This window comes from Clostridium pasteurianum (genome assembly GCF_001705235.1).
Classification (GTDB): domain Bacteria; phylum Bacillota; class Clostridia; order Clostridiales; family Clostridiaceae; genus Clostridium_S; species Clostridium_S pasteurianum_A.
Genome location: NZ_MCGV01000001.1, coordinates 1,918,671 through 1,943,462, shown reverse-complemented (window position 1 = coordinate 1,943,462; position 24,792 = coordinate 1,918,671). Strand labels below are relative to the sequence as shown.

Annotated in this window: 17 protein-coding genes, 2 tRNA genes and 4 rRNA genes; 20 read left to right on the top strand and 3 right to left on the bottom strand. The window is 34.7% G+C overall.

The genetic code is table 11. The features are described 5' to 3' along the window. Positions 1-112 precede the first annotated feature (112 nt). Together rrf (BEE63_RS08475) and BEE63_RS08470 are read left to right on the top strand one after the other, a co-directional pair. Positions 113-229, top strand: a 5S ribosomal RNA gene (gene rrf / locus BEE63_RS08475). A gap of 5 nt (positions 230-234) precedes the next feature. Continuing rightward, a tRNA-Lys gene (locus BEE63_RS08470) sits at positions 235-310 on the top strand. A gap of 73 nt (positions 311-383) precedes the next feature. Here the strand turns inward: BEE63_RS08470 and BEE63_RS08465 are convergent. After that, positions 384-650, bottom strand: a complete 267-nt coding sequence (locus BEE63_RS08465; protein ID WP_242874751.1) for a hypothetical protein — start codon at positions 648-650, stop codon at positions 384-386. A gap of 137 nt (positions 651-787) precedes the next feature. Between BEE63_RS08465 and BEE63_RS08460 the strand changes: the two genes are divergently transcribed. The 4 genes from BEE63_RS08460 to BEE63_RS08445 all read left to right on the top strand — a co-directional run bounded on the left by BEE63_RS08460 (position 788) and on the right by BEE63_RS08445 (position 6,447). Further along, positions 788-1,909, top strand: coding sequence for an HD-GYP domain-containing protein (locus tag BEE63_RS08460; protein ID WP_066020975.1), 1,122 nt, complete (start codon positions 788-790; stop codon positions 1,907-1,909). Positions 1,910-2,132: 223 nt separating this feature from the next. After that, positions 2,133-3,056: an AraC family transcriptional regulator gene (locus tag BEE63_RS08455; protein ID WP_066020974.1), complete on the top strand. Its 924-nt coding sequence runs from the start codon at positions 2,133-2,135 to the stop codon at positions 3,054-3,056. Between the two features lie 19 nt (positions 3,057-3,075). Continuing rightward, a complete protein-coding gene (locus BEE63_RS08450) occupies positions 3,076-5,427 on the top strand; it encodes an excinuclease ABC subunit UvrA (protein ID WP_066020973.1) in 2,352 nt (783 codons plus the stop codon). Beyond that, positions 5,428-6,447, top strand: coding sequence for a serine hydrolase domain-containing protein (locus BEE63_RS08445; protein ID WP_066020972.1), 1,020 nt, complete (start codon positions 5,428-5,430; stop codon positions 6,445-6,447). It abuts the gene before it with no gap. 47 nt (positions 6,448-6,494) lie between these two features. Here the strand turns inward: BEE63_RS08445 and BEE63_RS08440 are convergent, their stop codons facing one another. Then, the gene (locus BEE63_RS08440) at positions 6,495-7,346 is read right to left on the bottom strand and encodes a polyphosphate kinase 2 family protein (protein WP_066020971.1); all 852 of its coding nucleotides are present in this window, start codon (positions 7,344-7,346) and stop codon (positions 6,495-6,497) included. 95 nt (positions 7,347-7,441) lie between these two features. Then, positions 7,442-8,755 (bottom strand): aspartate kinase, encoded by a 1,314-nt coding sequence (locus BEE63_RS08435; protein WP_066020970.1) that lies wholly within the window; start codon positions 8,753-8,755, stop codon positions 7,442-7,444. Between the two features lie 376 nt (positions 8,756-9,131). On the opposite strand from BEE63_RS08435, the gene BEE63_RS08430 reads away from it, so the two are divergent. The 14 genes from BEE63_RS08430 (at position 9,132) to BEE63_RS08365 (ending at position 24,788) form a co-directional block, all read left to right on the top strand. Beyond that, a complete protein-coding gene (locus BEE63_RS08430; RefSeq protein ID WP_066020969.1) occupies positions 9,132-9,875 on the top strand; it encodes a peptidylprolyl isomerase in 744 nt (247 codons plus the stop codon). Between the two features lie 114 nt (positions 9,876-9,989). Continuing rightward, positions 9,990-10,733, top strand: coding sequence for an NAD-dependent protein deacylase (locus BEE63_RS08425; RefSeq protein WP_066020968.1), 744 nt, complete (start codon positions 9,990-9,992; stop codon positions 10,731-10,733). 135 nt (positions 10,734-10,868) lie between these two features. Next, positions 10,869-12,062 (top strand): Y-family DNA polymerase, encoded by a 1,194-nt coding sequence (locus BEE63_RS08420; RefSeq protein ID WP_066020967.1) that lies wholly within the window; start codon positions 10,869-10,871, stop codon positions 12,060-12,062. 293 nt (positions 12,063-12,355) lie between these two features. Continuing rightward, positions 12,356-13,093 carry a beta-glucanase gene (bglS, locus tag BEE63_RS08415; RefSeq protein WP_066020966.1) on the top strand — a complete coding sequence of 246 codons (738 nt, stop codon included), beginning with the start codon at positions 12,356-12,358 and terminating at the stop codon, positions 13,091-13,093. A 319-nt stretch (positions 13,094-13,412) separates the two neighbouring features. Beyond that, positions 13,413-13,820, top strand: a complete 408-nt coding sequence (locus BEE63_RS08410) for a PTS sugar transporter subunit IIA (RefSeq protein ID WP_066020965.1) — start codon at positions 13,413-13,415, stop codon at positions 13,818-13,820. Between the two features lie 23 nt (positions 13,821-13,843). After that, complete coding sequence (locus BEE63_RS08405) at positions 13,844-14,329, top strand: PTS system mannose/fructose/N-acetylgalactosamine-transporter subunit IIB (RefSeq protein WP_066020964.1); 486 nt, start codon at positions 13,844-13,846, stop codon at positions 14,327-14,329. 12 nt (positions 14,330-14,341) lie between these two features. Next, complete coding sequence (locus BEE63_RS08400; RefSeq protein ID WP_066020963.1) at positions 14,342-15,163, top strand: PTS mannose/fructose/sorbose/N-acetylgalactosamine transporter subunit IIC; 822 nt, start codon at positions 14,342-14,344, stop codon at positions 15,161-15,163. Then, on the top strand, positions 15,147-15,965 hold the full coding sequence (locus tag BEE63_RS08395) for a PTS system mannose/fructose/sorbose family transporter subunit IID (protein ID WP_081312499.1): 819 nt from the start codon (positions 15,147-15,149) through the stop codon (positions 15,963-15,965). Before BEE63_RS08400 ends, BEE63_RS08395 begins: the two co-directional genes overlap by 17 nt. A 95-nt stretch (positions 15,966-16,060) precedes the next feature. After that, on the top strand, positions 16,061-17,335 hold the full coding sequence (locus tag BEE63_RS08390; RefSeq protein ID WP_066020961.1) for a neutral/alkaline non-lysosomal ceramidase N-terminal domain-containing protein: 1,275 nt from the start codon (positions 16,061-16,063) through the stop codon (positions 17,333-17,335). 84 nt (positions 17,336-17,419) lie between these two features. After that, positions 17,420-19,399 carry a BglG family transcription antiterminator gene (locus BEE63_RS08385; RefSeq protein ID WP_066020960.1) on the top strand — a complete coding sequence of 660 codons (1,980 nt, stop codon included), beginning with the start codon at positions 17,420-17,422 and terminating at the stop codon, positions 19,397-19,399. A gap of 438 nt (positions 19,400-19,837) precedes the next feature. Next, positions 19,838-21,342: ribosomal RNA gene (locus tag BEE63_RS08380) — 16S ribosomal RNA — on the top strand. Positions 21,343-21,518: 176 nt separating this feature from the next. Continuing rightward, positions 21,519-24,425: ribosomal RNA gene (locus BEE63_RS08375) — 23S ribosomal RNA — on the top strand. A gap of 164 nt (positions 24,426-24,589) precedes the next feature. After that, positions 24,590-24,706 (top strand): 5S ribosomal RNA (rrf, locus tag BEE63_RS08370). Together the 16S, 23S and 5S rRNA genes with 1 tRNA gene alongside form the textbook arrangement of a ribosomal RNA operon. A gap of 6 nt (positions 24,707-24,712) precedes the next feature. Continuing rightward, positions 24,713-24,788: transfer RNA gene (locus BEE63_RS08365), tRNA-Phe, on the top strand. The last annotated feature ends 4 nt before the right edge of the window (positions 24,789-24,792 follow it).

Here is a 24,792-nt window from a genome sequence, read left to right as displayed (position 1 = left end):
CTTTACGAAACTTAACTTGTACTTGTTCCAAAATACTAGCTTCAAAGTATTATGGTACATGTGGAAGTTAGTAGTTGAGTAGAAAGCTTGACTTTCAAAAACAAAATGTAAATCCGGTGATCATAGCTTGGTTGCAACACCCGTTCCCATACCGAACACGAAGGTTAAGAACCAAAGCGCCGATGGTACTGCAGGGGTTGCCCTGTGGGAGAGTAGGTCATTGCCGGGTATTTTGGTTTATTAGCTCAGTTGGTAGAGCACATGACTTTTAATCATGGTGTCCGGGGTTCGATTCCCCGATAAGCCACCATAAAAGCAGAACACTTGCTATAGCAAGTGTTCTTTTTCACATAAGTTTTTATAGAGAGTTAATAATTAAGTTTTTAGCAGCAGTCATTATTATCCCTATGCTTATGATGACAACATTCATCCCTGCATATAGGAGTGACAGCGCAAATACAACATATTTTTATATATATGCATCTAGTATGATGTCTTTTTACTAAAACTACATCCTTGCATACTCTTTTAATTTTTACATTTCTTAATTGTCTGCATTCACCGTGCTGTAAGGTTATATTAACTCTTCTTCTTCTATACCTTCTCAAAACTCTTCTCATGTTGTTCATGTGTCTACATCTGCTCATCATTATCGCCTCCTAGTAACATAATATGTGTTTCCGGCGATAGTGACACTAAAAATTAAATATAAAATTATTAACTTTACTATTTTAATTATAAAGGGTTATAATATATGTACAGAGAAAAACTATGAGGTGTTTTATATATGAGATTGGCTCAAATAGAAAATGTAAAAGAAGGAAGTATTTTAGGTAAAACATTATATGATGGAGAAGGAAGAACTCTTTTAGCCAGAGGTGTTGTACTTAAACAAAGTACAATAGAGAGAATAAAGGACCTTAATATATATACTATATATATTGACGATGAATATAGTAAAGATATTATAGTTGAAGATGTTATAAAACCTGAAATTAGAAGAAATGCTATTAAGATGGTAAGAAATACTTTTTACAATATTAATAAGTATAATAATAAAGAAAATTATACTGGAAGAAATCTTTATAAGGAAAGTGAAGAAGATTTTAAGTCAATATATTACATAGCGACAGAAATTATTGACGAAATTTTGTCGCAAAAGAATGTTATGTTGGGTTTAGTAGACATAAAAAGTTTTGATGATTATACATATCAACATTCTGTTAATGTAGCTGTAATATCACTTATTATAGGTATAAAACTTAAATTTCACAAGTATGAATTGTTCGATTTATGTGTAGGTGCACTTTTGCATGACATTGGTAAGGTATTTATACCTAATGAAATATTAAATAAGGAATCCAAACTTACAGAAGAAGAAAATAAAATATTGCAGCAACATACAGTAAAGGGGTATGAATATTTAAGAGGACTTTATGAAATATCTGTTCCAGCTAGGATAATAGCACTTCAGCATCATGAAAGAATAGGCGGCCAGGGGTATCCAGAAGGTAGAGCAGGCGATAAAATTAGTACTCTTTCCAAAATAGTTGCGGTAGCAGATGTTTATGATGCTATGACTTCTGATAAGGTTTATGAAAGAGCAGTTGCTCCGAATGATGCCGTAGAATACATAATGGCGAATAGCGGAAATAGGTTTGAGCATAGAGTAGTACAAGCTTTTGTAAAGTCTGTTATACCATATCCTGAAGGAACAATTGTAAATCTAAGTAATGGTGAAATAGGTTTAGTAGTAAAAATATATGAAAACTTAACTTTAAGGCCAGATGTAAAGTTAATTTATAGTGAAGATAGTAATAGAATAAATGAAACTATAAAGCTAATTGAGGAAAATTCCATAGTAATAGAGGGCATTGCAAAAGATGTGCCTGAAAAGGAAAAAAATTAATCGTTAAGATGTTTTTCAATATAGAAATTATAAAATTTAATAAAACAATGTAAAAAAGAGGCATATTAAAAGTTGGGAAGAATTGTTTGCTGCTGATAATTTAATGTGCCTCTTTTAGTATTGCAAAATATAAATTAAATAGAGAAGGGAGGAAGCTTGCCAAATGAAGTATGTTTAGCATAAAATTAAACATGCTTTATAAGGTTTTGGTAACAGAAAATATATGATAAATGCTGAAAGCAAAAAAGAATATTTACGTCGTATTTATAAAGTACAGGATTATTTAGAAGCTCATTTACATGATTCCATTTCTCTTGAAGAGCTTTCTAATGTTGCAGGTTTTTCAAAATTTCATTTTCACAGAATTTTTAAAGCAATAGTAAATGAATCTTTATCTCAATACGTAAATCGTTTAAAGCTAGAGAAGTCAACTCAGATGCTTATTCATCGCAAGGATATGACAGTTACAGATATTGCCTATCACTTTGGTTTCACTGATTCTGCAGTATTTTCGAGGTCATTTAAAAATCACTTTGACATAAGTCCAACTTGTTATAGAAATCACTATAGCAAGAATTGCAAAGACCTTTACAAAATTTCTAAGTATAATGAGTATGTACCAAAAATTGAATGTAAAAATAAGCACACTTTGGGTGAAGTAAGTACTGAAATATTAATGCTTTCAAGTATACATGTTGCGTATGTTAGACATATGGGTTCATATAAAAATCTAGCCATTAACTTTTCAAAACTTCTGGAAAAACTATATAAGTATGCAGCCAAACAAAAGCTTATAGAAGCTGGAAGAACAAAGTTTTTAGCTATTTATCATGATAATCCTGAATTCACAGAAGCAGATAAGCTTAGAACCAGTATTTGTATTATAATTCCAGATGATGTGCTTGTTGAAGAAAACAGTGATGTTGGCAGTATGATACTTTCATCTGGAAAATATGTTGTAGGTCATTTTAACATTTTTCAAGATGAGTTTAGTGATGCCTGGGACTTTATGTATGGTGAATGGCTTACAAATAGTGGCTTTAAACCTCGTGATTCATTTCCTTTTGAAGTATACCTTAATGATCCAAATACTAATCCAGAGCATAAAATTTTAGTTGATATATACCTGCCTATAGAACCACTGTAAAATTGAGGTGGATGATTTAATGGAAGAAATAAAAATTAAGGGAGCAAGAATTCATAATCTGAAAAATATAAACATTTCTATTCCGAAGAACAAACTTATAGCTATAACAGGGGTAAGTGGTTCAGGTAAAACTAGTCTTGCCTTTGACATTATATTTGAAGAAGGTCGCAGACAATACCTTAAGTCACTAGGAATACTTACAGAGATTGATAATGAAAACAAATTTGACAGTATTCAAGGTTTAGGTCCTGCTATAGCAGTTAAGCAGAACATTGTCCGTCAAAGCAATCCTCGCTCAACTGTAGGGTCAAGAACTGGTATTCTTAATATGCTAGCATTTCTTTATTCAGGTGAAGGAAAGATACTTTGTTCTGTATGCAAATCATCAGTAAATAATAATCTCATTTGTAATAACTGCGGCAATGTAGAAGAACGTTTAAATCCAAGCTTTTTTTCGTACAACTCTTCAGATGGAATGTGCATGAAGTGCTCTGGACGTGGAACATATTTTGAGATTAACCTTGAAAAGCTAGTTCCAAATAAACTCACAACTTTAAAACAAGTTTTTGATAGCGTGAAAGTGACTCCAGGCTTTATGAAGTTATTGGAGAAAAAATTCAAACAATATTTTTCAATTGCATTTTTACAATTGCCTCTAGAAGTTAAAAATGAAGTGATTTATGGACATTATGAAAATGGAAAGCAAAGCTACTCTTTAACAAGAATCTTTCAAAGTCGTTATGAAAAAGGTGAAGACTTGGACGACATTTATACTATGGTTACTTGCTCTGATTGCCATGGCTTTAGGGTAGGAGATGAAGCTCACAGAGTTCTTTTAAATGGAAAGCATATTGGAGAACTTGGGAAAATGACAATTTTAGAAATGCACGATTTTCTAAAAACTTTATCAAATGAAAAAACATTAACACAGTTTGGGCAAAATCTATTTAAAGATATTCTCAGTAAAACAAGGAATCTAATTAAATTTCGTTTAGGTCATTTAAGTCTCTACAGAGAAATGTCAACCTTAAGTGGTGGAGAAATACAGAGACTTTTTCTAAATGAACATCTAGAAGCAAAGCTTAATTCACTTATCTATGTACTTGATGAACCAACAGCAGGTTTGCACGAAACTGAAAAAATTGAAACTCTAAAAGCTATCAAGGAACTAAAAGAATTAGGCAATACAGTTATTGTAGTGGATCATGACAAAAACACTATCAAAATGGCAGATCATATTATTGATATTGGTCCTAAAGCTGGTGCTTCTGGTGGTCAAGTAATATATCAAGGTGATTTGGAGGGATTACTTAAGTGCAGCGAGTCAATAACAGGTAAGTATCTTTCAGGAAAAATCACTATGCCAGAAAGAAAAACACATCAAAAAATTAACCTCAACGATAAAAGACCATGTCTGACTATTCATAATGCAAACACAAATAATCTTAAAAATGTGACTGTATCACTTCCTTTAGGAGCAATGGTAGGAATAGCTGGTAAATCAGGAAGTGGAAAAAGTTCACTTGTAGAGAATACCCTCTTACCTCTCTTAAAAAGTTATTTTCATAATCAAAGTAATAAGGATAAATTAGAAGGCATAAAAAACATATCTGGATATGCAGAAATATCTCAGGCTCCCATTGGTAAGAACATGAATTCAAATCCTGTCTCTTATATAGGCATCTGGGATAAAATACGCAGCTTGTTTGCCAATGAGCCAGAAGCAATTAAGCAAAATTTTACTGCTGGCCATTTTTCTTTTAATTCAAAGGGGGCTTGCAGTGCATGTGGTGGAAGTGGTTATGAAAAAATATGGCTTACAAGTAACCTGAGTATAGACAAAATTTGCAGTAAGTGTGATGGAAAAAGATTCAATGATGAGGCTCTTTCAATTAAATATAAAGGCAAAAATATATACGATGTCCTTGAAATGAGCGTATCTGAAGCAGTGAATTTTTTTAGAGATGGTCTAGGTATAATAAAAACTTTGAAGGTATTAGATCAAATCGGTATGGGTTATATGAAACTAGGTCAACCTACGCCTACTTTAAGCGGCGGTGAAGCTCAAAGAATAAAACTTGCTAAAGAAATTGGCAAATGTAAAAAAGGAAATATTCTTTATGTGCTTGATGAACCAACTACAGGGCTTAGTGCATACGATACTGCAAAGCTTATTAGCTTATTAGATAAGCTTATAGCAAATGGAAATTCTGTAATTGTTGTTGAACATAATATAGAAGTTTTAAAAAGCTGTGATTGGATTGTTGAGCTTGGACCTGAGGGAGGCGAAAAAGGAGGGCACATTATTGCAGAAGGTTCGCCAAAAATGTTAAAAGAAAACTCAAATTCTATAACTGGGAGGTATTTATAAATGGAAAGCATAGATATTAAAGATGCAGGAATGAACCCCAAGAAACTTTTAGAGCTTGATTCAATTGTAAAAGCTCAATATAAAGATATAGAAGGAATAGTTGTTCTTAGAAAGGATTGCATTGCTTTTGAAAGATACTATAATGGTTTCAAGCCTTCTGATACTTTACATGTAGCATCTGTTACGAAGAGTATTATATCAGCGCTAATTGGAATTGCAATAGACAAAGGGTATATTAAAAGTGTAGATGAAAAGGTACTGGATTTCTTCCCTGAATATGATTTTAATTCTGCTGATACGCAGAAACAGGCAATAACACTGAGGCATCTTCTCACAATGACTGCTCCATATCCATTTAAAGCCTGGCATGAGCCCTTTGAGAGATTATGCAGGCAGACAGATTGGGTAAAATACACACTTGATTGTCTTGGACGTGGTGGAAAAATTGGAGATTTTAAATATTCCTCTGAAGGAGTCCATTTGCTTTCAGCTATTATTACTCGAAGTACAGGGAAATGTGCCCGTGAGTTTGCCAATGAGTATTTATTTAAGCCTATTGGTATGAGGAAAATTCCAGATTGTAAAATGAAGGGATTTAGAGTTAATGATTTATTTGGAAACGATATAAAGGGATGGGTCAAAGATCCAAATGGTAATTCTATAGGTGGCTGGGGGCTTACACTAACGCCCGTAGATATGGCACGATTTGGACTTTTATATATAAATGATGGAGTTTGCAATGATAAACAGATTATTTCTAAAGGATGGATTCGTGAATCGATAGATCTTCATTCAGAAGTAAAGTTTAAAAACACAATTTTAAAATACGGTTATCTCTGGTGGCTTAAAACTGAAGATGGAGTTTTTTCATATGCAGCCATAGGTGATGGTGGTAATATTATCTGCTGTATACCAGAGAAAAAATTAGTTGTATCAATTATTGCTAAGTGGACACCTAAGGCCCCCCCTGATAGATGGAAGCTCATTAAGAAAGGGATTCTTCCTGCTATAATAGATTAAGATTAAAGCTTAATAAAGTAGACAACAATTGTAGGGGGATATACCCACTACAATTGCTTCCTGTATTCATCTAAATTAGTTATTTCAGAGTCACTTAATTTAGGATATTCTAATTTTAGATTCTCTAGGGTTTGCACAATTATATCTGATATTAAAAGTCTTGCAAACCACTTTTTATCAGATGGAATCACATACCAAGGAGCAATTTCTGTTGAAGTTCTTGAGATTGTTTCTTCATAATATTTCTGATAAGTATCCCAATATTTACGTTCCCTTATATCCGCTCCTGAAAATTTCCAATTTTTTGATTTATCATCTATTCTGGCAATAAGCCTTTTTTTCTGTTCATCTTTTGATATGTGCAAAAATAATTTAATTGGAATTATTGCGTTTTCAAATAGATATTTTTCGAAGTTATTTATGTGATTATAGCGTTTTTCCCATATGTCTGATGTGATAAAATCATCTGGCAGATTTTCATTTTTGAGAAGGTTATGTACTCTTACAACCAGTACCTCTTCATAGTAAGAACGATTAAAAATCTGTATTTGGCCTCTTTCTGGTAAGTGTACTGCTGCTTTTCTTAAATAATCGTGTTTAAGATCTTCTGATGAAGGCTCCTTAAAACTAAAAACACCTGTACCCTGAGGATTAACACCAGACATTACATGTTTTATAGCACTATCCTTTCCTGAAGTATCCATGCCCTGAAGGATAATTAAGATGCCATAATGACTTTGAGAATATAGCTTATCTTGAAGTCTTGCCATTGTTTTTATGTTTTCCTCAAGAAGAGCTTTGGCAGTTTCCTTTGAAGTTATATCATATGTATAGTCTGTTTTTATATCCTTTAATTTGAAATCATTCTTTGAACTTATTTTAAAATTAGATATATCCATAATCAATCACCTCTTGAGATAAATTATAACATAATAAAAAAAGCTGCCCCATAATAATTTTATCGTGGAGCAGTTTTTGCTATTTAAAATCAAAGTTAATTAAAAGCATTATATATTGACTTTACAGCCTTTTCAAAATCAGCCGTTTCAATACCTACAGTTACATTTATTTCACTAGAACCTTGATCTATCATTCTTATATTTATGTTTTCTTTTGCAAGAGCACTAAATATTTTTGCAGCAGTTCCTTTAGTCTTTGCCATTCCAGTACCTACTGTTGATATTAATGCCATGTTAGGATGAACTTCTATTGAATCAGGATTACACTGCTTTTTAATTTCATCTATTACTTTATCGCATTTTCCATCTAATTCGGAATCCTCTAAAACAAGAGAAACGGAATCCACACCAGAAGGCATATGTTCAAATGATATTCCATACATTTCAAGCACAGAAAGCAGTCTTCTGCAAAAGCCTATTTCACTATTTAAAAGAGCTTTTTCTATAGCTATTACTGTGAAGTTCTTTTTACCAGCAATACCTGTTATTGTGCCTATGTTAACTTCCTTATGGATATCACTTAATATAAGAGTTCCTGGATCAGAAGGTTTATTTGTATTTTTAATATTTATTGGTATTCCAGAATCTTTTACAGGAAATATTGCTTCCTCATGAAGAACAGTGGCACCCATGTAGGATAACTCTCTAAGTTCTTTGTAAGATATTCTTGCTATAGTTTTTGGATTATCAACTATTCTAGGGTCTGCCATTAGGAAGCCTGAAACATCAGTCCAGTTTTCATATAAATCGGCATTAACGCCAGCAGATATTATGGAACCTGTAATGTCAGAACCACCTCTTGAAAAAGTTTTAACTTCACCATCAAAGGATGAGCCATAGAAACCAGGAATAACAGCTTTATCACAGGCTAAAACTCTTTCTTTAATCTTAGCATAGCTCTTTTGTTCATCGAATGTACCTGACTTATCAAAGAACATAACCTCAGCAGCATCTATAAATTCAGCACCTAAATATTTTGATAAGATTAATCCATTTAGAAATTCTCCTCTACTTGCTGCGTAGTCACTTGAAGCCCCATTTTCAATATTTTCTTTGATTTTTGTAAGATAATAGTTAATATCAATATCTATGTTTAGCTCGTTTACTATTTCTATGTACCTTTGAGAAATTAATTTAAAGACATCATCAAAAGGTATACCATTTTTGACATGAGCATGACACAAATAAAGTAGATCAGTTATTTTGTAATCTTTGCTGTTTCTCTTTCCAGGTGCAGATGGAATTATGTATTTACGACTTTTATCTGCATCTATTATTCCTTTTACTTTTCTAAATTGATTAGAATCGGCGAGAGAACTGCCCCCAAACTTTGTTACTACAATTTTCATGTTAACCACCCTTATTATTTATTATTATGTATAATTTTAAGTAAACCACTTTTATTATATACTAAGTGTTATTAAAAGTTCAATATTGTGAGAGATTTATATGCAAATTTAGACATAATTATAGCACTTGCTTTAACGGATATATAATTCCGCATGTCAATATTTATGTGGAAAGATTTTTTCATATTTACTAAAAAACCATTGAACAATTTATGAAAACGTTATACAATGGTATAAAAGGTAAAAAGTAGATTTAACATAAAATATGCTGTAGATAAAGGACACCTTTAGTGTTATGATTAAACGTATAATATAATGCTTTAAATTAGGATTATAAGGTATATACGTAATTTTTTTAGAAAAAAGGAGAATTTAAATGGAAAATAAAGTTTTAGCTGTTGTTAATGGCGAAGAAATAACAGAAAATGATTTAAACGCTACAATAAATAGTTTCCCAGAGGAGAGGAGACAATATTTTTTAAATGAAAACGGAAGAAAACAACTTCTTGATGAAATAATATCCTTTGAACTTGTTTATAATGATGCAAAGGATTCTGATATTAAAGATCAAAAAGATGTAAAAGCCCAATTAAAAAATGCAGAAAAGCAAATTTTAACACATGCAATTCTTGATAGAGTATTTAAGGATGTTGTAGTGGCTGATTCTGAAGTTGTAAAATATTACGAAGTTAACAAAGATAAGTTTAAAGATCCTGAAAAAGTTTCTGCTAAGCATATTTTAGTGTCAACAGCAGAAGAAGCATTAAAGATTAAAAAGGAAATAGAAGAAGGAAAAGAATTTGAAGAAGCTGCACGTCAGTATTCAAGCTGTCCATCAAAAGAAAGAGGCGGCGATTTAGGCGAATTTGCCAGAGGACAAATGGTTCCCGAATTTGAAGATGCTGCTTTTTCGCAGGAGATAGGAGAAGTAGGTGATCCTGTAAAAACTCAATTTGGATATCATTTAATTAAGGTAGAAAGAAAGATTGAACCTACTGAAAAGGAATTTCCAGCTATAAAAGATACTATAAAAAATATGCTAATTCAAGAAAGACAAAGAATGAAGTATACCTGGTATGTTGACCAGTTAAAAGACAAGTATAAAGTTGAAATAAAATAGAAATTATAATTGGACTGATATTTATTTAAATGTCAGTCCTTTAATATATTTAGGCGAATACAGTTCAAATAACTTTCATTATGATAAAATATAAGTAATAAATTTTATAGGGAGATGTTGTTATTGGATAAGATAGAAGAGTTAAAAAAGATAGTTGATAACAGCTCTAATATAGTGTTCTTTGGAGGGGCTGGAGTTTCTACTGAAAGTAACATACCGGATTTTAGAAGTTCAAATGGTTTATACAGTAAAAAATTAAAAATCAATTTCACTCCAGAGCAATTAGTTTCACACACATTTTTTATAAGATATCCTGAAGAATTTTTTAATTTTTATAAATCTAAGCTTGTTTATCCTGATGCAAAACCAAATGCAGCACATCTAGCTCTTGCAAAGCTTGAGAAAATGGGAAAACTTAAAGCAATAGTTACTCAAAATATAGATGGTCTTCATCAAGCAGCAGGCAGTAAAAATGTATTTGAGCTTCACGGCTCAGTTCTAAGAAATTATTGTATGCAGTGCCATGCTTCTTATGATGAGAAATTTATTTTGGAATCTAAAGGAATACCTACTTGTCCCAAATGCGGCGGAAGGGTTAAGCCAGATGTGGTTTTATATGAAGAAGGTTTAAACGAAGCTACTATTGAAGGTGCAGTTAAGGCTATATCTGAAGCTGATACCTTAATTATCGGTGGAACTTCCCTTGTAGTATATCCTGCTGCAGGGCTTATTAATTATTTTAGAGGAAATAACCTTGTTCTAATAAATAAAAGCACAACTTCTGCTGATAGCAGGGCGGATTTAGTTATTCATGAGGCTATTGGGAAGGTTTTAGGGGAAGTTGTTAGGGAATTATAACATATGAGAATAGGAACTGTGAAATTAGTGATTCATAGTTTATAAGTTTTTGTAGTGGAGCGGAGAAAAAGTTACATCCATTCTTAAATCTTCACTCTTAATTCTTAATTTTTATTTTGTTTTGAGGGGTGTACAGTGAGTAAGGTAATATTTCATGTTGATGTAAATTCAGCATTTCTTTCATGGACTGCTGTAGAAAAGCTTAAAAATGGCGAAAAAATTGATATAAGGAAAGTACCGTCTGTTATTGGTGGAGATGAAAGTACAAGGCACGGTGTAGTGCTTGCAAAATCAACTCCAGCTAAAAAGTATGGCATTGTAACAGGAGAAAGTCTCTATCATGCCAGAAAAAAATGCCCTAGTATTCTAGTTTTTCCTCCGTGTTTTGATATTTATAGAAGATCAAGTGATAGCATGATGGACCTACTTAAAAGGTATACTCCTGATGTAGAAAAATATTCAATTGATGAGTGCTTTCTTGATATGACAAATCATTTAAGGGGAATGGAAAGCGTAGAAGTTGCAAATATTATACGTGATAGAATAAAAAATGAATTGGGCTTTACAGTTAACGTAGGGGTTTCTACTAATAGACTTTTGGCGAAAATGGCATCAGAATTGAATAAACCTGATAAGGTAAATACTTTGTATAAGGATGAAATTAAGGAAAAAATGTGGCCGCTTCCTGTAGGAGAGCTTTTTATGGTAGGAAGAAGCATGAAAAGAAAATTAAATGCAATGTATATAAATACCATAGGCGAGCTTGCAAATTATGATGTTAATATACTTAAACTGAAATTTAAAAGTCATGGGAAACTTATATGGGAATATGCAAATGGAGCAGATAATTCAGAAATAAGCAGATACAGGGATGAAATGAAATGCATAAGTAATGAAACTACTTTGTCTAGCGATGTTAACAATATTGAAGAAATTCATAAGGTGCTTATTGCTTTGTGTGAAAAGCTTGGCAAAAGGCTTAGAGATTCTAGCAATTACTGTACATCAATTTCAGTGAATATAAGAACTTATGATTTTAAAAATTATTCCCATCAGAAGAAACTGAAAACTCCAATTAACAGCACCAAGGATATAATGACAATTGCAAATAAAATATTTCATGAGATGTGGAAGAGGGAGCCTATACGGCTTTTAGGGGTTCAGCTTTCAGGTTTCTGTAAAGAGAAAAATACTCAAATTTCTATATTTGATTATAATAAAATCAATCCTAAGAATGAAGCATTGGATAAAGCACTGGATTCAATAAGAAAAAAATATGGTGAAAATTCTGTAATGAGATCTGTTTTACTGCCTAAAAATAAAGAATAAATTTTATATGTAGGAGTTCATTTATAAATATAATTAGTGAACTCCTTTTTGGTGTAATTATTATGATGATAATTTGACGGTTAAAGTAAGGAATTCAAGGATATTGTAGGATAAAAACAGTTTTAGGCTTTAAATTCAATGCTATTTTTTCTAATGTTAAATTTATAGAAAAAATACAAATAAAATATAATTGACACACTTGTTACCAGAGAATACAATATATATACAACAAGTTATGTAAAACGTTTACATAGCATAAAAATAAGCAAGTTTATTGTATGAGGAGGAATAGTATGTTAAAGAAAAAGTTAAAAACTACAATTTGTGCTGTATTGACATTTGGTGCTTTGGTTTCAACAAGTTTATTGTCAACAAATGTTTTTGCATCAACTAGGTTTACGGATAACTTTGATTTTTACAATACAAGTATATGGTCAAAGTCTGATGGTTGGACAAATGGTAATATGTTCAATTGTACTTGGAGAGCTGGCAATGTAAACTTTGGTGGAGGAACAATGACACTTTCTATAAATAGGGATACACAAGGAGGAACAACACCTTATTCAGGAGGGGAATACCGTTCTGTTAATAGATATGGTTATGGACTTTATCAGGTAAACATGCAGCCGGCAGGTCATAGCGGAGTAGACTCTTCATTCTTTACTTATACAGGTCCTAGCGACAATAATCCATGGGATGAAATAGACATAGAATTTTTAGGAAAAGATACTACAGAAGTACAGTTTAATTATTTTACAAATGGAGTAGGAAATCATGAACATCTTTATAGATTAGGGTTTGATGCATCAAGGGGGTATCATACTTATGCTTTTAATTGGCAGCCTAACTATATTGCATGGCTAGTTGATGGAAGAGAAGTATATAGAGCAACAAATAACATTCCAACACATTCTGGCAAAATTATGATGAATTTATGGCCAGGAACTGGTGTAGATTCTTGGTTAGGTAGGTATGATGGAGTAACACCAATATATGCACATTATAATTGGGCATCATACACTTCCAATTAAGCAAATAGCATGATTTCATTTCTAAAAAATAAAGTTATGCACAAAAATAAACTTTCTACATTAATTATGAACAGAAAGCTTAAAAAATAAATGTGAATTGTGGATAAAATAAGCCCGCTCTTAATAAGTAGAGCGGACTTTTTGTGTTTGAAGGAATTGCACAGAGGATTTTGCAAAGTAGAAAAAAGGATAAAACCAATATAATGAAGACTGAATTAGTTTAGTCTTCATTTATAATATTACCGTTATATAAGGGAAATTAAATTTGTTAACACAAAAATGAAAACGTTATATAATTTATACATAAGGAGGGATGAAAGTGAGAAAATACTTAATAATTTCCCATAATAAGCTGGCAGAGGGAATGAAAAATACAGTGGAGTTTTTTTCAGGAGAAAACAAGGAATTATATTTTATTAATTGTTACATTGATAATGAACCAGTAGGTGAAAAGCTCAAAAGGTTTATACAGAAACTTAATTATGGTGACGAACTTATAATATTTACAGACTTAATTGGAGGCAGTGTTAATCAAGAAGCTATAAAATTATTAGGTCAGGATAAAATTCACGTTATATCAGGTTTCAATTTAGCGTTGGTGCTTGAGGTACTTTTACTTGATAAGGATAGCAAATTAGATGAAGAAATTCCATTAATAGTGGAGAAGGCAAGAAAAAATATATGTTATATGAATACTTATAAATTTGAAGTTGAAGATGAAGACTAAATAAAAAATGAGGAGGACTTTATATGATTATACATGTAAGAATTGATGAAAGACTTATTCATGGGCAGGTTGCTACTATGTGGACTAATAATCTCAAGGCTTCAAGGATTATGGTTGTTGATGACAGTGCAGCAAAGGATGATATGGTTAAAATGTCACTTAAGCTTGCAACACCTGATGGCGTGAAATTATCAATATTATCTGCAAAAAAAGCAGCGGCAAATATACTAAATGGCAAATATGAAGGTCAGAGAGTTTTCCTTATAGCAAAGAGACCGGAAACTTTAGTTAAATTAATAGAATTAGGCGTAGAACTTACACAGATTAATGTTGGCAACATGAGTCACAGTGAAGGAAAACAAAAGATTACAAATACAATATCTGTAACAAAGGAAGACGTTGAGGCATTTAAAAAACTTGAAGGTATGGGGATTAAACTTACAGCACAACTTGTACCGTCGCATCCATCAGAAAATTTTATGGAATTACTAAAGAAAAATACAAAGTAGGGGGGAATAAATATGAATATTACTATCATACAGGCACTATTAATTACCTTGATGGTTATAATAGTTGTTTATGATTCAATGAACCTTCAGTGGCTTATATTTGCGTCATCTCCAGTTTTAGGAGGATTCCTTACGGGACTTATATTAGGTGATTATAAAACTGGACTTGCAGTAGGAGCGACACTTCAACTTATGTCACTTGGAATAGGTGCTTATGGAGGAGCATCAGTGCCAGATTATTTTACAGGTGCGGTAATTGGAACAGCATTTGCAGTTGGAAATGGTCAGGGAGTTAATGCTGGAATAGCAGTAAGTGTACCAGTATCACTTTTAGCAATGCAGCTTGATATTTTATATAGAATAATAAATACATTTTTTATACACAGAGCAATGAAATATGGAAACGATTTAAAGATGAAAAAAATGTACACGAACATGTTATTTGGTATAATTCCTCTCGTGTTATCAAAAGCGCTGCCTGTATTTATAGCAGTTACACTTGGAAAAGGTGTGATAACAGATGTTTTAAACATGCTTCCTAAATGGTTTACAGGAGGAATGAGCGTAGCTGGCGGATTACTTCCTATAGTTGGTATTGCAATTCTTCTAAGATATATGCCTACAAAAGAAAATATAGCATTTATGATAGTTGGTTTTGTATTAGTAGCATATCTTAAGGTTCCAATGTTAGGAGTAGCCTTAATTGGATTATCAGCAGCTATTATATCATTTAAATCAAACATAAGATTTCAAAGTTTAAGCAAAATGAAGGCGGCTGTGCCTGCTGTAGGAAGTATAGAAGAGGAGGATGATGACGATGGATACGAAGACTAATGAAAAGGATTCCAGTATAACTAAAAAGGATGTTAGAAAAGCAGCTATTAGATGGATTACACTTGACCAATGCTGTTGGAATTATGAAACTATGCAGAGCGCAGGAGTTGTAACGTGCCTTGGACCTGCCCTTGAAAAGATATATAAAAATGATAAGGAAAAATTAAAAAAGGCTCTAAAAGCACATTTTCAGTTCTTTAACACTAATCCTATTACCGGTGGAATTATTATGGGCGCTACTTTAGCGATTGAGGAAAAGCAGCAAAATCCTGATAGTAATACTGCAAATAGTATAAAAACAGGACTTATGGGACCTCTAGCTGGAGTAGGTGATTCAGTATTCTTTGTAATACCATTTACAGTGTTCGGAGCCCTTGCAGCTTATATGGCGAAATCGGGAAGCCCGCTTGGAATGCTTATAGGACTTGCATTTGGTACAGTAATGCTTTATATAAGATATTTATTATTTACACTTGGATATAAAGAAGGTATAAAATTTATAACTTCATTAAGTGATCAGCTTAAGAATATAACTCAGTCAGCAGGGATACTAGGTCTTACAGTAATAGGAGCACTTATACCTAGTACTGTAAAAGCAAATGTTCCACTAGTTATTAAAGTTGGAAAAGCTACTTCAAAGATTCAAACAACATTAGACATGGCTATGCCTTACCTTGTACCAGTTTTATTAACTTGGTTAGTTTACTGGCTTTTAGGAAGAAAGAAAATGACATCAACAAAGATAATTTTAATAGTCATAGTGTTTGCTATTGTCGCTTATAACCTTCAGATATTGGGATAAAAATTTAAGAAGCTGCCGTATTGAATTAAAGTAACATGTACAATACCTGTATATTGTTTAATGCGGTAGTTTTTTTACAAAGGAGAGATTTTGATATGCTTAATATTTCAACACATAATTTTAAAATAACACCTAGTTTTCCTTCAGCACTAGCTGGATATGTCAGAAGTCAAAAATCTAATGGAGTACATGACGATTTATATACTAAGATGCTTCTTCTTAAAGATGATAATTTTTGCAGCATTTTTATACAATTTGATTTGTGTATGGTTGAAGAAAAATTGTCTGATCTTATTAAGAAAAACATTTTAGATTTATATCCAGAACTTAATATTAATGATATAAATTTATTTACAATTCATACACATTCTGGACCGAGTGAATTTGTATTTGATCCTTCAAAACCTCAACTTTTTAATAAGAATGTTACTGTACTTGAGGAAGATATAAATACTTATAAGGAAGAAATAATAAGCGAGATCCTAAAAGGTGTTAAAGAATTATTTAAAAATTTAAAACCGGTACATGTAAAATATACAAAGGGAACTATAGATGGTCTTTATAGCAACAGAAATTATAAGGATAAAGTAACAGATAAGAGATATACATTATTTAAATTTTATGATAATGAGAATAAAATTCAAGCAGAGGTACTAAATATATCATGCCATCCAACGATTTTGGGACCTAATAATTTACTTATAAGTGCAGATTTGTTTGGTGAATTAAGTAATAAAATTAAAGAAAAGCATAAGGTAGTTCCTATGTTTATGAATGGTGCATGTGCTAACATAAGTACCAGAATGTGCAGAAAAGGAACAGATTTTAGCGAGGTTAAAAGAGTTGCAAATGAATTATTTGATCAGATAAGCAGTAATACTGATGAACATGAGCTTGTTTTAAGCTACAAGAAAAGTTTTAGTATATCTGAAAAAATAGATTTCATTCCGGATATAGATAATCTTATGAGTAGAAGGAAATACCTTGAAGATAAAATTAAAGGGAGAGGAAAACCAGATCCGACAAGGGACAAGGTTCCAATATCAGAAATAGAAGCTATAAACAGCAAAATTAATGGAGGGGAATTACATTTTACTGCCAATATAAAAGTAGAAGTATACGGAGAACTTTGTATTGTTTATTTTCCAGGAGAATTGGACTCGAATTTGGGACTTAAGATAAAAAATGCTAGCCCATATAAAAACACAATAATAGTTTGTTATGCCAATGGTTATAATGGTTATTTTGTAGGAAAAGATGAATACGGCAAAACTTTTGAGACTTATGTAAGTAATGCACCATGTGGAAAAGCAGAAGAGATAGTTGATAATATAATAGATACTATAATGAAAAGCAAGGATAAATTATAAGATTTGTGTTAAAATAAAAAATAATATCAATAAAAATAGAGTGAAGTTTAATTTGCTCTATTTTTATATAAAGGAGTAAGGGGTATGGATTTATATCATATGAATAAAAGACAAACCAAAATATTAAAAATACTTCTTTATGAAAACAATATTGTAGCCAGTGATATTCTTGCAAATATAAGTGGTGTTACAGCTAAAACCGTACGTAAAGATATTAAAGTTATTAATGAGATACTTAAGGATAAAGGTGCTGTTATAAAGTCAAAGATGAGCTATGGATACTATATTCAAGTTATAGATGAAGTGGCATTTTCAAAATTTAAAGACGATATTAACGATAAAAGTAAAAGAACAATATTTTTTATGACTAATAAAAATGCAATAATTTATTATATTATTAGAACTATAGTATCCGTCGATGGCTTTATAAAATTAGACGATATAGCAAATGATTTATTCATGAACAGGACAACCATAAGCTTATATATGTCCAAGGCTAGAAAGATCCTTAATAAATATAGATTAAGAGTAGTAAATACTCCTAAGTATGGAATAAAGGTAGTTGGAGATGAATTTAATATTCGTATGTGTCTTGTGGATTCTCATCTTTATTATAAGGAAGGTGAATTTAGTGAGGTTAATTATGAAAAATTCATACAGGCAAATGCAGATACTGTGGAGAAAATAAGTGAGTTTATTGATATACTGTGCAGTGTAAATGAAATTTCTATACCACTTATGGGAATAAAAAAGATTTCTCTTTATATAATGTTTCAAATAAACAGAATAAAGGCTGGAAAGTTAATTGAAAAATTTGATGATTATGGAATATATACGCTGATCAGTACATCATCGGTTTTCAAAAACATGAATACAATTAAAAAACTAATTTGTAATTTATATTGTATGGATATTAATGATGCAGAGATAAAAACTTTATATTCGGTTATATTTTCATGTATGAATTATAATATTGAGATATTTAAAAATGCTAATAATTATGATTTCTATTTAAAAATTACTGTGGAAGCTTTTAAGTATATAGATGATAAGATTAATATAAATATGCTTGAAAATGAAAAATATATTGATGAATTTCAAGCTGCTATATTTCAAATGATATATAGAGATAAGGTTGGAGTAATAAATTTTCAGTTTGATATAAAAGCAATAAAGTGTGACATTATAGGATATAACGTAGCGGTACTTTTTTGTTACTATATATGGGATAAATATAATATTAAATTGAATGAAAACGAGTTAATTCACATAATAGGTTTTGTTGGAAGTAAAATATCAGATTACAGTGATGAAATTAATAAGAAAAAGGTGCTAATAATTTCATCTATAAGGGGTGTAGCCATAAGTAAAAGTATAGAACTAAGATTAAAATCTGGTATTCATCCATTTAATGTTGATGTTGACATTAAAGATATTAATAAATTGAACTTTTTACACAATGACTATGACTGTGTAATTGCAGATTGTGATCCAGAAGATATGAGAAACTTAAAAAATACTGTATACATAAGTAAATTGTTTAGCCAACAGGAGGTATTAAACGTAAAAAGAATATTATTAAATTTGGATGAAAAGTCTTTGTATATTAATAATATTTTTACGGAAAAATTATATTTTAAAGATGTTGATCTAAATACAAAGGAAGATGTTTTGAAATTTTTATGTACTGAATTGTTAAAGAGGAATGTTGTAGATGACAGATGTTATAAGGATATTGAAATAAGAGAAGCTATAAATAGCAGTGAGACAGATAGCAATGTTGCTCTCCCTAATTTTTTGCGAGAATATTCAGAGCATGGTTTTGCAGTTACACTTTTACTGAAAAAGCCAATAATATGGGATAATGAGTTTGTTAAAGTTGTATTTCTTATTCAATACGGTTATAAAACCAATATTGAAGATATTATGTTTTTAAATAATTGTGTAAGGGAATTATGTAGAAATGAAAATATAAGTATGTTTTTAAAGCAAAATGATTATGAAGATTTTAAATGTCTTATCAATAAAATAGTAAATGATCCACAGGCATATCTTTTTTATTGATTCAAAACTTCAAATTTAAAGGCTAACTAACTAAATATAACGATATAATTCCAGTATTTACAAGCAATGACATGTACACATTTCCTAGAGTATCTGCATAAGTAAAATAGAGAATTTGAAGTGTATAAGTAAGTATGAATAAAGTAGTTTTGCCTAATAACATGTACAATAATAAATGAAAGTAAAGAATATGTTACTATATTAAACGTTGTCGCAAGACAGCAGCATTTAATGAGTACAAATGATAACACTTAATAAGTTTTGAAAAACTTAAAAAAAAGTGTTGACATGAAAGCTCATAGGTGATATTATATAAAAGCTGTCTCGTACAGCAAGGAATTGAACTTTGAAAATTAAACAGAGAATTATAAACCAGCAATTCTTTTGAATAGAATTTATTCTATTTAATATATAAGCGATGAGCTTAAGTCAAACTTTTAAATTGAGAGTTTGATCCTGGCTCAGGACGAACGCTGGCGGCGTGCTTAACACATGCAAGTCGAGCGGGGAACTTCGGTTCCCAGCGGCGGACGGGTGAGTAACACGTGGGTAACCTGCCTTACAGTGGGGAATAGCCTTCCGAAAGGAAGATTAATACCGCATAATACTCAGAGATCACATGATCTTTGAGCCAAAGGATTTATTCGCTGTAAGATGGACCCGCGGCGCATTAGCTTGTTGGTGAGGTAACGGCTCACCAAGGCTGCGATGCGTAGCCGACCTGAGAGGGTGATCGGCCACATTGGAACTGAGACACGGTCCAGACTCCTACGGGAGGCAGCAGTGGGGAATATTGCACAATGGAGGAAACTCTGATGCAGCAACGCCGCGTGAGTGATGAAGGTCTTCGGATCGTAAAACTCTGTCTTATGGGACGATAATGACGGTACCATAGGAGGAAGCCACGGCTAACTACGTGCCAGCAGCCGCGGTAATACGTAGGTGGCAAGCGTTGTCCGGATTTACTGGGCGTAAAGGATGTGTAGGCGGATATTTAAGTGAGATGTGAAATCCCCGGGCTTAACTTGGGGGCTGCATTTCAAACTGGATGTCTAGAGTGCAGGAGAGGAAAGCAGAATTCCTAGTGTAGCGGTGAAATGCGTAGAGATTAGGAAGAATACCGGTGGCGAAGGCGGCTTTCTGGACTGTAACTGACGCTGAGGCATGAAAGCGTGGGGAGCAAACAGGATTAGATACCCTGGTAGTCCACGCCGTAAACGATGAATACTAGGTGTAGGAGGTATCGACTCCTTCTGTGCCGCAGTTAACACAATAAGTATTCCGCCTGGGAAGTACGGTCGCAAGATTAAAACTCAAAGGAATTGACGGGGACCCGCACAAGCAGCGGAGCATGTGGTTTAATTCGAAGCAACGCGAAGAACCTTACCTAGACTTGACATCTCCTGAATTACTCGTAACTGAGGAAATCCCTTCGGGGACAGGAAGACAGGTGGTGCATGGTTGTCGTCAGCTCGTGTCGTGAGATGTTGGGTTAAGTCCCGCAACGAGCGCAACCCTTATCATTAGTTGCTAACATTCAGTTGAGCACTCTAGTGAGACTGCCTGGGTTAACCAGGAGGAAGGTGGGGATGACGTCAAATCATCATGCCCCTTATGTCTAGGGCCACACACGTGCTACAATGGTGGGGACAAAAAGATGCGAAACCGCAAGGTTGAGCCAAACTCAAAACCCCATCCCAGTTCGGATTGTAGGCTGAAACTCGCCTACATGAAGCCGGAGTTGCTAGTAATCGCGAATCAGAATGTCGCGGTGAATACGTTCCCGGGTCTTGTACACACCGCCCGTCACACCATGAGAGTCGGCAACACCCGAAGCCCGTGAGGTAACCTTTTGGAACCAGCGGTCGAAGGTGGGGTTGATAATTGGGGTGAAGTCGTAACAAGGTAGCCGTAGGAGAACCTGCGGCTGGATCACCTCCTTTCTAAGGAGTCGACGTGGAAATGTAATTTCCACGAAGGTTTTTAATTCTCTGTTTAATTTTGAGAGCTTAATTCTCTCTAATGTACTTTGAAAATTGCATAGTAATGAATAAGAGTAATACTCTAAAGCAAGGCAAAGTTAATTCTTTGTTGTTTGAATTTAAATATATTTACTTAAGGTCAAGCTACAAAGGGCGCATGGTGAATGCCTTGGCACTAGGAGCCGAAGAAGGACGTGATAAGCTGCGATAAGCTTTGGGTAGGCGCAAATAGCCTGTGAACCAAAGATTTCCGAATGGGGAAACCCCCATGGATTGTATCCATGGACTGTATACTGAATTCATAGGTATATAGAGGTAAACCCGGGGAACTGAAACATCTAAGTACCCGGAGGAAGAGAAAGAAAAATCGATTTCCTTAGTAGCGGCGAGCGAAAGGGAAAGAGCCCAAACCGGAAACTTGTTTCCGGGGTTGCGGGCAGATCATTAAAGCTTTATATCTTAACCGAAGATTTCTGGAAAGTTAAACCGTAGAAGGTAAAAGTCCTGTAGGTAAAAAGAGAAAAAAGCCCGATCTGTTCCAGAGTACCACGAGACACGTGAAACCTTGTGGGAAGCTGGGAGGACCACCTCCCAAGGCTAAATACTACCTAGTGACCGATAGTGAAGCAGTACCGTGAGGGAAAGGTGAAAAGAACCCCGGAAGGGGAGTGAAATAGAACCTGAAACCGTGTGTCCACAACCGATCAGAACACATTAACGTGTGATGATGTGCTTTTTGTAGAACGAGCCAGCGAGTTACGGTATGCAGCAAGGTTAAGCACTTAAGGTGCGCAGCCGAAGGGAAACCAAGTCTTAATAGGGCGCATAGTTGCATGCTGTAGACCCGAAACCGGGTGACCTATCCATGGTCAGGGTGAAGCGGAAGTAAAATTCCGTGGAGGTCCGAACCACAATGGTGTTGAAAAACCATGGGATGAACTGTGGATAGGGGAGAAATTCCAATCGAACTCGGATATAGCTGGTTCTCCTCGAAATAGCTTTAGGGCTAGCGCTGTGAATGAGTACCGGAGGTAGAGCACTGAATGAGGTAGGGGCTGACAACAGTTACTGAACTTTATCAAACTCCGAATGCTGGATACTTGAATCACAGTAGTCAGACTGCGAGTGATAAGATCCGTAGTCAAAAGGGAAACAGCCCAGATCACCAGCTAAGGTCCCAAAGTATAGATTAAGTGGTAAAGGATGTGGGATTTCTAAGACAACTAGGATGTTGGCTCAGAAGCAGCCATACATTAAAAGAGTGCGTAATAGCTCACTAGTCAAGAGATCCTGCGCCGAAAATGTCCGGGGCTAAAATCTAACACCGAAGCTGTGGACTTGTACTATGTACAAGTGGTAGAGGAGCATCCTGCATGGGTTGAAGTCGTACCGTAAGGAGCGGTGGACTGTGCAGGAGAGAGTATGCTGGCATAAGTAGCGAGAACTAAGTGAGAATCTTAGTGGTCGAAAACCTAAGGTTTCCTGGGGAAGGTTCGTCCGCCCAGGGTAAGTCGGGACCTAAGCCGAGGCCGAATGGCGTAGGTGATGGACAATCGGTTGATATTCCGATACCGCAAAACAACGTTATGAGAAATGGGATGACGCAGAAGGATAGGATATGCGTATGTTATTGGAAGTGCGCTTAAGCATTGAGGATGGAAAGCAGGAAAATCCGCTTTTCGTAAGTCTGGGATGTAATGATGAGGTAGTTTACTACCGAAATATCTGATTTCATGCTGCCAAGAAAAGTCTCTATCCAGGAGTTTTGTGCCCGTACCGCAAACCGACACAGGTAGGTGAGGAGAGAATCCTAAGACCATCGGAAGAATTGCTGTTAAGGAACTCGGCAAATTGACCCCGTAACTTCGGGAGAAGGGGTGCCTGCGAGAGCAGGTCGCAGAGAATAGGCCCAAGCAACTGTTTATCAAAAACACAGGTTTCTGCTAAAGCGAAAGCTGAAGTATAGGAGCTGACGCCTGCCCGGTGCTGGAAGGTTAAGGGGAATGCTTAGCGCAAGCGAAGGCATGAACTTAAGCCCCAGTAAACGGCGGCCGTAACTATAACGGTCCTAAGGTAGCGAAATTCCTTGTCGGGTAAGTTCCGACCCGCACGAATGGCGTAATGATTTGGGCACTGTCTCAACAGCAAATCCGGCGAAATTGTAGTGCAAGTGAAGATGCTTGCTACCCGCGATTGGACGGAAAGACCCCGTAGAGCTTTACTGTAGCTTAGCATTGAATTTCGGTATTGTCTGTACAGAATAGGTGGGAGACTTGGAAGCAGTTCCGTCAGGGATTGTGGAGTCACCTTTGGGATACCACCCTGACAGTACTGAGGTTCTAACCGGAGGCCATGAAACTGGTCACGGGACATAGCTAGGTGGGCAGTTTGACTGGGGCGGTCGCCTCCTAAAATGTAACGGAGGCGCCCAAAGGTTCCCTCAGCACGGTTGGAAACCGCGCGTAGAGTGCAAAGGCAGAAGGGAGCCTGACTGCGACACAAACAAGTGGAGCAGAGACGAAAGTCGGGCTTAGTGATCCGGTGACTCCTCGTGGGAGGGTCATCGCTCAACGGATAAAAGCTACCTCGGGGATAACAGGCTGATCTCCCCCAAGAGTCCACATCGACGGGGAGGTTTGGCACCTCGATGTCGGCTCGTCGCATCCTGGGGCTGAAGTAGGTCCCAAGGGTTGGGCTGTTCGCCCATTAAAGCGGCACGCGAGCTGGGTTCAGAACGTCGTGAGACAGTTCGGTCCCTATCCGTCGCGGGCGAAGGAAATTTGAGAGGAGCTGTCCTTAGTACGAGAGGACCGGGATGGACTGACCTCTGGTGTACCAGTTGTCTTACCAAAGGCACGGCTGGGTAGCTATGTCGGGACGGGATAAACGCTGAAGGCATCTAAGCGTGAAGCCCACCTCAAGATAAGATTTCCCATAACATAAGTTAGTAAGACCCCTGAAAGAACAACAGGTTGATAGGTCAGAGGTGTAAGAGTGGTAACATTTTAAGCTGACTGATACTAATAGGTCGAGGGCTTGACCAATAAAGAGTAAATATATAAGTTACTATGCAATTTTGAAAGCACATACAAGTTTCTTTACGAAACTTAACTTGTACTTGTTCCAAAATACTAGCTTCAAAGTATTATGGTACATGTGGAAGTTAGTAGTTGAGTAGAAAGCTTGACTTTCAAAAACAAAATGTAAATCCGGTGATCATAGCTTGGTTGCAACACCCGTTCCCATACCGAACACGAAGGTTAAGAACCAAAGCGCCGATGGTACTGCAGGGGTTGCCCTGTGGGAGAGTAGGTCATTGCCGGGTATTTTTGGCCAGATAGCTCAGTCGGTAGAGCAGAGGACTGAAAATCCTCGTGTCCCTGGTTCGATTCCTGGTCTGGCCACCAAAAT

What these genes read in the sequence shown, in the direction of transcription:
- BEE63_RS08465 (WP_242874751.1), bottom strand. Translation starts at nt 650, where the DNA reads ATGATGAGCAGATGTAGACACATGAACAACATGAGAAGAGTTTTGAGA.
- BEE63_RS08460 (WP_066020975.1), top strand. Translation starts at nt 788, where the DNA reads ATGAGATTGGCTCAAATAGAAAATGTAAAAGAAGGAAGTATTTTAGGT.
- BEE63_RS08455 (WP_066020974.1), top strand. Translation starts at nt 2,133, where the DNA reads ATGATAAATGCTGAAAGCAAAAAAGAATATTTACGTCGTATTTATAAA.
- BEE63_RS08450 (WP_066020973.1), top strand. Translation starts at nt 3,076, where the DNA reads ATGGAAGAAATAAAAATTAAGGGAGCAAGAATTCATAATCTGAAAAAT.
- BEE63_RS08445 (WP_066020972.1), top strand. Translation starts at nt 5,428, where the DNA reads ATGGAAAGCATAGATATTAAAGATGCAGGAATGAACCCCAAGAAACTT.
- BEE63_RS08440 (WP_066020971.1), bottom strand. Translation starts at nt 7,346, where the DNA reads ATGGATATATCTAATTTTAAAATAAGTTCAAAGAATGATTTCAAATTA.
- BEE63_RS08435 (WP_066020970.1), bottom strand. Translation starts at nt 8,755, where the DNA reads ATGAAAATTGTAGTAACAAAGTTTGGGGGCAGTTCTCTCGCCGATTCT.
- BEE63_RS08430 (WP_066020969.1), top strand. Translation starts at nt 9,132, where the DNA reads ATGGAAAATAAAGTTTTAGCTGTTGTTAATGGCGAAGAAATAACAGAA.
- BEE63_RS08425 (WP_066020968.1), top strand. Translation starts at nt 9,990, where the DNA reads ATGTTGTTATTGGATAAGATAGAAGAGTTAAAAAAGATAGTTGATAAC.
- bglS (WP_066020966.1), top strand. Translation starts at nt 12,356, where the DNA reads ATGTTAAAGAAAAAGTTAAAAACTACAATTTGTGCTGTATTGACATTT.
- BEE63_RS08405 (WP_066020964.1), top strand. Translation starts at nt 13,844, where the DNA reads ATGATTATACATGTAAGAATTGATGAAAGACTTATTCATGGGCAGGTT.
- BEE63_RS08400 (WP_066020963.1), top strand. Translation starts at nt 14,342, where the DNA reads ATGAATATTACTATCATACAGGCACTATTAATTACCTTGATGGTTATA.
- BEE63_RS08395 (WP_081312499.1), top strand. Translation starts at nt 15,147, where the DNA reads ATGGATACGAAGACTAATGAAAAGGATTCCAGTATAACTAAAAAGGAT.
- BEE63_RS08390 (WP_066020961.1), top strand. Translation starts at nt 16,061, where the DNA reads ATGCTTAATATTTCAACACATAATTTTAAAATAACACCTAGTTTTCCT.
- BEE63_RS08385 (WP_066020960.1), top strand. Translation starts at nt 17,420, where the DNA reads ATGGATTTATATCATATGAATAAAAGACAAACCAAAATATTAAAAATA.